The sequence below is a fragment of the Rubritalea sp. genome (assembly GCF_039830215.1).
Lineage (GTDB): Bacteria > Verrucomicrobiota > Verrucomicrobiia > Verrucomicrobiales > Akkermansiaceae > Rubritalea.
The window spans coordinates 1-9,045 of sequence record NZ_JBDOPO010000229.1 but is presented as its reverse complement, the minus strand read 5'-3'; the positions used below and the strand labels follow the sequence as shown (position 1 = coordinate 9,045).

At 48.4% G+C, this 9,045-nt stretch carries 8 protein-coding genes; 5 read left to right on the top strand and 3 right to left on the bottom strand.

The window, feature by feature from the left end:
* Positions 1-298 precede the first annotated feature (298 nt).
* Positions 299-1,114 (top strand): bifunctional DNA-formamidopyrimidine glycosylase/DNA-(apurinic or apyrimidinic site) lyase, encoded by an 816-nt coding sequence (mutM, locus tag ABGY95_RS07715; RefSeq protein WP_347441107.1) that lies wholly within the window; start codon positions 299-301, stop codon positions 1,112-1,114.
* Between the two features lie 123 nt (positions 1,115-1,237).
* Positions 1,238-1,702: a 50S ribosomal protein L9 gene (gene rplI / locus ABGY95_RS07710; protein ID WP_347441106.1), complete on the top strand. Its 465-nt coding sequence runs from the start codon at positions 1,238-1,240 to the stop codon at positions 1,700-1,702.
* Positions 1,703-1,931: 229 nt separating this feature from the next.
* Here rplI and xseA read toward each other — a convergent pair whose 3' ends face one another.
* On the bottom strand, positions 1,932-3,269 hold the full coding sequence (gene xseA / locus ABGY95_RS07705; protein ID WP_347441105.1) for an exodeoxyribonuclease VII large subunit: 1,338 nt from the start codon (positions 3,267-3,269) through the stop codon (positions 1,932-1,934).
* A gap of 99 nt (positions 3,270-3,368) precedes the next feature.
* Between xseA and ABGY95_RS07700 the strand changes: the two genes are divergently transcribed.
* From ABGY95_RS07700 to ABGY95_RS07690, 3 genes are all read left to right on the top strand, one after another.
* The gene (locus ABGY95_RS07700; RefSeq protein WP_347441104.1) at positions 3,369-3,800 is read left to right on the top strand and encodes a hypothetical protein; all 432 of its coding nucleotides are present in this window, start codon (positions 3,369-3,371) and stop codon (positions 3,798-3,800) included.
* 156 nt (positions 3,801-3,956) lie between these two features.
* Positions 3,957-5,996 (top strand): TonB-dependent receptor, encoded by a 2,040-nt coding sequence (locus ABGY95_RS07695; protein ID WP_347441103.1) that lies wholly within the window; start codon positions 3,957-3,959, stop codon positions 5,994-5,996.
* A gap of 74 nt (positions 5,997-6,070) precedes the next feature.
* The gene (locus ABGY95_RS07690; protein ID WP_347441102.1) at positions 6,071-7,492 is read left to right on the top strand and encodes a PepSY domain-containing protein; all 1,422 of its coding nucleotides are present in this window, start codon (positions 6,071-6,073) and stop codon (positions 7,490-7,492) included.
* Here the strand turns inward: ABGY95_RS07690 and ABGY95_RS07685 are convergent.
* On the bottom strand, positions 7,489-7,668 hold the full coding sequence (locus ABGY95_RS07685) for a hypothetical protein (RefSeq protein ID WP_347441101.1): 180 nt from the start codon (positions 7,666-7,668) through the stop codon (positions 7,489-7,491). The genes ABGY95_RS07690 and ABGY95_RS07685 overlap by 4 nt on opposite strands.
* 517 nt (positions 7,669-8,185) lie before the next feature.
* A complete protein-coding gene (locus tag ABGY95_RS07680) occupies positions 8,186-8,713 on the bottom strand; it encodes a rhodanese-like domain-containing protein (RefSeq protein WP_347441100.1) in 528 nt (175 codons plus the stop codon).
* Between the last annotated feature and the right edge of the window lie 332 nt (positions 8,714-9,045).

Sequence of the window (9,045 nt, the reverse complement as noted above, 5' to 3'; positions counted from 1 at the left end):
CCATCACTTCGAGGAAAAGGTAAATTCAAGGAGCAGGTTAAAACTCAAGTCAGGAGTTTGGCTAAGAGGCAGACGAGGATTCAGAAATACTTCAACTCATCAAAAATATCCTATGCTGCCTGATTTTCCGCCCCATTAATAATCTGATTCATCATATGATGAATAAATTTCCCAAAGGACTGGTACTCAGTCTAAAATAAAAAGGAACATGCTTAAATAGCATCAAACCATTTCCTAAAGCTCTCATCATTTATGTTCATTACTTGTCATTGCCCGATGTTCCACTCACAACTAGCGTATGCCTGAGCTGCCTGAAGTCGAAACAACCTGCCGAGGTGTCCGCCCCCACATCGATGGTCAAACGATCACCCATATTGATGTGCACAATGGTAGTCTGCGTTGGCCAGTTTCTGACGGAATCTATGCTCTGCGAGACTCCCTCGTCCACTCAGTCACAAGACGCGCCAAGTACATCCTTATAGGGTTAGAGGGCGATCGCCACATTCTGCTCCACCTAGGCATGTCCGGCAGCCTGCGAATTTCTACATCTGACGAAGAGCTCCGGAAGCACGACCATCTAGTCTTCTATCTGAGTAATGGACTAGAAATGCGCCTGCATGATCCGCGCCGTTTTGGATGTGCTCTCTGGTTTGAAGGAGATTACGAGAAACATCCATTGCTAGCCAAGCTGGGCCCTGAGCCCTTGAGTGATTCCTTCACCCTCCCTCAGTTTCTACAATCCTGCGCAAAACGTGATCGAGCGATCAAACTCCACATCATGGATAACACCACTGTGGTAGGCGTGGGAAACATCTACGCATGTGAAGCTCTCCAGCTCTCTGGGATCAATCCCAAACGTGCTGCGAACAAAGTCAGCAAGCTGCGTCTTAGAAAACTATACGAAGCCATCCGGCTGGTACTTGCTCGCTCTATTGAACAAGGAGGCACCACACTCAAGGACTTCCTCCACAGCGATGGCCAGCCAGGGTACTTCAAGCAACAACTTGCTGTTTACGGCCGTGAAGGAAAAGCCTGCCTGAACTGTGGAATGACAATCAAACGCATCACCCTAGGGCAGCGATCAACCTTCTATTGCCCCAAGTGCCAAAGGTGATCGCTGAGCCCATTTTATGGTACAAAAGGTATATTTATGGGAAAAGAATAAAACCCGCTTGACTCTCATGGATAAACGCCCTAATCAATCGCACCCCTCCAAAATTTAACGAAACATTTTCCTATGGCTACAACAGAAGTTATTCTCCGTACAAAGATCGACAATCTCGGCGCTGAAGCCGACGTTGTAAAAGTAAAAGCTGGTTACGCACGTAACTTCCTTATCCCACAAGGCAAAGCTTTCGAAGCAACTGAAGCAAACCTTTCTCACACAGAAGAACTCAGAAAAGCTCGTGCTGAGCGCGAAGCTGCTGAACTCTCTGCGGCACAAGATACTGCTGCCAAGATCAAGAAGACTAAACTCTCCTTCGCCCTTGAAGTAGGACAAGGCGGTAAAGCATTCGGTTCTGTTACTTCTATCGACATCCATAAGAAGCTCGAAGAAGCTGGTATCGTTATCGATCGTAAAGCTCTTCAGCTCTCAAGCCCAATCAAGACTTCTGGTGTTACCAAGGTTGAGGTTAAGCTTCTTGCTGACGTCACAGCTACTCTCACAGTTACTGTTGAGACTCCAACTGAAGAAGCATAAGCTTCTCAACACAATTTCCAAAAAGGCGCACTACTGTGCGTCTTTTTTATGCCCTCGAATTCAGTAACTAGGATCTAAATCCTTCGAGGTAATATTTCATACAGCCAATCCTCCCTAGGAATGGAAACCATTGGTGAATGCTCAGTCCCCCTCAACGGACACAGTAACCTCATTTCGCCATTTCTGAGAATTTCAGCATCCAGCCTCCCTGCTAATTGAGCACCTAACATCACTCAACTACCGAACTCACTTCGCCGTCTTTGAACTTGGTCACAAGAGACTCTCCAGCCCTCACCGAGCACACGCTGCGTAGCAATTTACCATCTTTAGTCATGGTGATTGAGAATCCACGCTCAAAGGCACTATCGGGTCCCAAAGCGCGCAACATAGACTTCTGATTCTGTAGAGCTTGCTCCATTTTCTCCAAGCGCTTCACTAAAACCTGCTCAAGTAACTGCCTCCTATGCACAAGCTTCTCTAGCCTGCCATCAATCAATACCTCTGGGTGCACTGTCGCATAGCGCTGCTTCATCAGAACAAGCTCTTGCTCAGGCTGCTCGACACCTCGTTCAGCGGTATCAGTAAGCGACCTACCCGCGTGGAGAAGTCTCTGTAGAGGCTCCCGTAAAACTCGGTCCACCGACATTGAAAGTGCACCTCGGCGCATACCTTGGAGTTGCATGGCATAGCGACGCATTTCACCATCGACAACCCTAAGCATGCCGGATTGGTAACGCTGTAATTTATGTTGTAGTTGTGCACCATCTGGCACCACAAGCTCAGCCGCAGCACTCGGAGTCGCCGCCCGCATGTCCGAGACAAAGTCAGCAATCGTGAAATCGATCTCGTGACCGACCGCTGAAATCACTGGGATCAAACACCCCGCAATCGCACGTGCCACCACCTCTTCGTTAAAATTCCACAGGTCTTCCAGCGAGCCTCCACCACGGCCAACGATAATAACATCAACCTCAGGCAAACCTGATTCCCGCCATTGGCTCCATTGATCAAGCGCCGCTGCTATCCCACGCTCAGCGCCAACTCCCTGCACCTGCACCGGATAAAGTATTGGCTGCACCCACGGAGCTCTGCGCCCAAGCACATTGAGCATATCTTGCAGTGCCGCACCTGTGCCGGAGGTAACCAATCCTACCTTTGTCGGAAAACTAGGAATTGGCCTCTTCAGCTCTTTTGAAAATAATCCCTCAGCGTCGAGCTTCCTTTTCAGAGCTTCAAACTTCGCTTGCAACTCGCCCTCACCCGCCGATTCTACCTGCCGCACAATCAACTGCACGCTACCTCTAGCCTCATACACTGAAACTTCGCCGAACAAGCGCACTTGCATTCCATGGTCTGGCTGCACCTTCGCTCGGCTCGCATTGCCACGAAACATCACACAGCTCATTTGAGCCCCGTCATCTTTCAACGTGAAATACAAATGGCCGCTCGATTGGCGGCGCATGTTTGACACCTCACCTTCCACCCAAAGCTCACCGAGCTCTATCTCTAGTAAGTTACGCATCTTGCGCACTAGTCGGGTCACACTCAGTGTCTTTGTATCAGCCATCGCGAACTATCATCTATAGCAATAGCCTTGTTGCAAATCTCAAATCACCTGACTTGACTACAAAGTCTTCAAGAACTAAAGAGCACTCATCTGTTCCCTGTGATCAATTTTTATCCATCACTCAAACAACTCGGCACCAGCCAGCTTCGTAGCCTACTGGTTGTCACCTTAGTGCTATCGCTTGGAGTTGGAACCACCTTAATTCAAGTCGTGGCCTGGGCCACTATGATTCCCACCCAGCTTGCTAAAACGGGGTCAGTCACTGAGGCCGTTAAAAACACCTTCGATGGTGAGCACGCTTGCCCGATGTGTGAGCTCGCTGCAGCAAAGCGCAAGACTGAAGATACTCCTGCTCCGCAAAGCCCTGAGCCCGAGAAGAAAAAGCTCAAGGCATCTTACACTATTGGCAGAATTTCCCCTATACGCAACTATCCCCCCCAGCGTCCCTCGTTTACCTTTCCGACCAATAGCCCCCGCTACTCCAGTCTGTCAGATTCACCTGACACCCCTCCTCCCCAGCTCTTGAGCTAATCGAACTTGGGCAAGCGTTATCGCCCACCTCACACCAGCCTGGGCACCACTGCGCTCAGCACACTCACGACCCCATACGGCTCTGCCAAATGTATGCGTCGTCCACCGCACACGTTCGCAATACGTGAGCACCCTAACATTCCGATTAGATCAAAAATGAAACACATTTCTATTAGCCTAGCCTACGCAGGCACCCTTATCACACTCACCGCTCAAGACTCAGCTACGATCGAGCAACTTGAGCCCACCACTGTAATCGCCCAATCCCCAGATTTCCTCACTGGGATTGACACAGCTGAACAACGCATCAAAACCATTCCTGGTGCAGCCTCCGTGGTCATTCCAGATGACTGGACCGGCCGCACAATCAAGCCCGCTGAAATTTTCCAGTTCGACCCCAGCGTCTACGCTCAATCTACTGGAACCGGCAACGATACTCGCCTCTCAGTACGCGGATCAGGCGCTCAGAGGAAGTATGGGAACCGAGGTCTAACAATTCTCCAAGATGGTATCCCAGCTAACCATGCAGATGGATCATTCTACAGCCGGATCATCGACCCACTGACACTTCAGCATGTGGAAGTCTACCCGGCAGCCAACGGTTTCATCTATGGAGCGAACCAACTCGGTGGAGCGATAAACTTCCTCCAGAATAACGGCATCAACGCAGCGGGCACTCAAGCAATCGCGGAATATGGTAGCTTTGAAACTATACGAGTATCTATCCAGCATGGTGCGCAACAAGGCAATTGGGATTACTTTGCCGGCTACTCCTATGCTGAGTCGGATGGCTACCGAGACCACCAACAATGGCAAAACGACCATTTCACAGCCAATCTAGGCCATCAATGGAGCAACTCCGCCATCACCCGACTATACTTCCTTTACAGCGACTCAGATGCCAAGCTCCCTGGCTCTCTCACCGAGGAACAATTTAAGGACGACCCCACCCAGCGTCAACCTGGGCGGGATGACCGAACAAACCGTGATCTCTCCACTATTCGTCTCGCTCAGCGTACCGCTTGGGACCAAGAAAATGCCAAGTATGCCATCTACACCTACTACCAATACCTAGACTTCGATCACCTAACTGGGATCGGCATTGGGAAATTCAACCAACTCATAGACTATGACACCGACGAATTCGGACTTGGCTTCACTGGAGAAAATGACTGGACACTCTTCAAACTAAAGCAAACACTCCGCAGCACCATTGCCTACGACTACGGCAGAAACGAGGTAGGAGGCTTCAAAGGTTTCAATGGATTCGGTAAAACTCCAATCGACAACGACAAGCTGGATAGGGCTGAAAATCTCAAAGTGTATCTCGAAAATGAGACTCTCGTGGGCAGCAACAACCATTTCTTCTTCGGGGCTGGCTGGGTAAGCTCCTACCGAAAGAGACAAGACAAGGTCTCCGACGCTAGTAGCTTTTCTAACAGTGACGACGGTGGAATTTGGCGCGCAGGCTACCTCAGAGACCTCTCAGATCAAATCCAGCTCTACACCAATATCAGTCAAAGCTTCGAGGCTGCTCCATTCTCCGAAGCTGAGGATAATGTCTCACCGCAGACAGCACAAACTTTCGAACTCGGTTCACGTTTCCAGCGAGCTTGGGCTAGCGGTCAAATCACTGGCTATCTATCAAAGGTAGACGACGAATTTGTCGATGTTGAAATCGCACCAAACGTCTACGCTACCACGAACGAAGACACCACCCACAAAGGCATCGAAGCTTTGTTAGACCTTGATCTCACACAAGCTTTCAGCGTGGCCACTGACTACCGCCTTAACTTCGAGCAAAGCTACCAGCTCAACGACTTTGCATTCGATGGTGGAAGCTACGATGGCAACCAAATGCCAGGCATAGCTAAGCACGTTTATGCTGGCCGTCTTCGTCTTACAGCTCCTGAGAGAAAGTGGAATGCCTCACTCTCAGCTGACTGGCTTCCAAATGGGCTTGTTGCTGATAATGCCAACACCCTCTCCACCGACGGCTATGTCTCATGGAGGATCGCAGTGGACTACAAAATCAACACTCGACTCAGCATCTATGGAGGCATCGATAACCTATTCGATAAAAGTTACGTCTCAAGCGTGACGATCAATCCCTCTATCAACAAGGACAGCACCAGTAACTTCATCAACCCAGCCGACGGTCGAGCAGCCTACCTTGGCGCCCGTATGACTTGGTAAATCGTAAAAGAGATATCCAACCCTTACCCGCGGCTAGAGCAAAAAACTCTAGCCGCTTATACCCTTTTCAACCCATGAAAAAACTCTTTTTCAAACTCCATCGCAGACTAAGTCTCATACTCGCTCTTCCTGTACTACTCTGGGCTCTATCTGGACTGCTGCACCCGATAATGGCTAACTGGATGCGTCCTGACATTGCGCATAAATTCCTGCCTCCCACACCTCTCAGAGCTGACGGATCGGAGCTCACACCAGCTGAAGCTATGTTGGACATCACTGAACTCCACCAACTGAATCTCATTCAACTAGGAGAAACCCCAGTGTACCGATTCATCACCCCCGATCAGAAACTTCACTTCCGTGACGCTAGGTCTGGCCAAGATCTTCCTGAAGCTACCAACCAACTCTCAGAGCAACTCGCCAGGGCTTACTTAGCTGACTCCAGCTCAGCTCTCGTCTCTATAAACCGCATAGATTCCTTTTCTTCAAACTACAGTTATATCAATAGACTTCTCCCAGTCCACCGCGTCAAACTCGACCGTGCAGATGGACTAGAAGTTGTGGTAGACCCCAGAACAGGAAAACTTGCAACCTTCGACTCACCCTCCAAACGACTCTTTAAAAAACTTTTTTCTTGGTTCCACACTTGGTCATTTCTAGGCGCTAGAGACAGTGCATTGCGCATCACAGTAGTCCTAGTTTTCAGCCTACTCGCCCTCCTAACAGGGCTCACAGGCATCATCAGTCTCTTCACTCTAAAAACAAAGCGTAAGGATGGCACTAAACGTAAACTTCCACTGCGTCGAAAAATCCATAGACACCTCGGTGCTCTCAGCTCTGTTTTTTTTCTCATGTTCAGTGTCAGCGGCATCTATCACGTAGCAGCTAAATACAATTACGAGGACTCGGCCCAATGGCACAGTGCCCAAAGTATACATACAGCAAAGCTCACTACCCACCCAAAAGAAATTTTAGAACACAGCAACTCTCCTATTTCCTCTATTAGTTTAGCTCAACTAAATGGACATGCACACTACCGATTAGCCATCATGGATCGTGAAAAATCGAGCCAAACTCTCTATTTCAATATAGAGACAAATAACCTCGTAGAGGATGGCGATGAGCAATACGCCATAGCACTCGCCACTGAGTTCTCAGGCTATCCCACTGACTCAGTGGAAAACACAGAACAAATAACCAATTTCCGCAAAGACTACGGCTTCATCTTCAAGCGTCTACCTGTAGTTCGAGTGAACTACAATGACCAAGACTACTGGCACTACACCGTCGATACAGCCAATGCACACATGGCGCAGCGAACCAGCCCAGCGGGCCTCATCGAAGCCCTCAGCTTCATCAACCTGCACAAGTTCCACTTCCTCGACTCCATCAGCAAAGAGCTTCGAGACTACGTCACAGCAATAGCCGTCATTCTCATCGCCTTCTTAGTCATGCTAGGATCCTCTCTTCTCCTGAAAAAATCCAGACCTCACTAACTCAACTTTCGCCTGTAAACCTCATTGATGCACTGCTCTAACATATCTTGGAGAATTCTAAATGACTCATCGGCATTGAGCTTCTTGACAACTAGGTCGTTGGTCGCTTGGTGCTCCGGAGACGTCAGCATATCCTCCTCATCTAGGTTTTCCACCTTACCGGTTTCCATATTCATGATAGCTCTGATTGATCGCTGAATACTAATGGTCTATACGGTTTTTCACTTTGTAGTGAATATATCGAGGGCTCTAGTCACTCATCAGCTACTAAACGCATCCCACAGGATTGTATCCCCAGCCACACACGCAAGCCCCTAAGCTCAATAATCGACTCGATCCTAGTATGTGTCCAAACCACTAAATGGACGATATCTGGATAAAGCAGATCCAAGAATCGAACACTATCATCCACCTCACCCCGTTACTGAATCAAACCAAAGTCTGCGGCACCATTTTCTAAAGACTGAATGTTTTCGATACTCCCTTCACTCTCACATAGGTCGATTACCAATTCACCGTAATTTCTTAAGTTTGCCAGACTTTCGTCAAATAAATGATAGCCATCCCCTTACTTGCCAGAAAGCAAAACTTACGTCTCGCGCTTCCAACCATTATTCCCCGAGAAAACCAAGCCCTGGGAGCGGCAAGCCCCAGCTTGGCCGCAACTAACAGAGCATTTTCTACTTCAACTATTCACTTCACCTGAGTCCCCTCAAACTCCAACCGAGCATCCTTCACCGACAAATAATCAGAGAGCTCATAAACATTCTTGTACCCGTAACCATACAGGTTGATGAATGTCGGAATATTCAAGGCCAAGGGTGCACTCTTCAGAACCATCGTCGTAGGGTCATCTTTAAAGTTGTTGTTACAATAAATAAGAATTCGAGTCTCTTTATCTGGAATCAACTTCGCGAGTTTTTCCTCAGAAAACTCAGAGAAATTCAAATGCACTGCACCTGCAATATGTCGGCCGGCGTAATTCCTCGCTGAGCGCGTATCTAGAATGATGGTATTCTGTTCACCCGCCATTTTCATAAATTTCTCCACCTTCACTAAATGCGTAGACCTATGCGACTCCACTTCTTTGGTCATTTGACTAAAGCCTGGGTAATCCACCTTTGAAATCGGCTGATTCGATTTGATAGGTTGAATTTTCACTTCTTCATCCGCCACAACTGCCGCGGCTAACATCGCTAATAGAATAATCTGTAGTCTCATAACAAGAGTCATGATAACTTATTTTTTTGAACTCTATTGTAAACCCTCGGTAAATCCTACAGACGCATTCTGAGCAGTTCACGGCCTTGAACTATTCACCAGTAAAGACGTACAACTCACCCATCTATGTTTGGCTTTACTCAGTCTCCTACTACTTGTTGCCAAAAGGCCTCACACTCGGTCTACAAAAGCCACTTTTGTGGGCCTTGGATTCAACCTGGAAGTGCACCTTGTTAGTTAGGTGTTAAAAACACAAAGTTTGGGGTCTTTCTGTCGAGTACTTTACGAGGTCTGCTGTTTAGCTTTCTCTCAACTTCAGCTATTTGATCGTC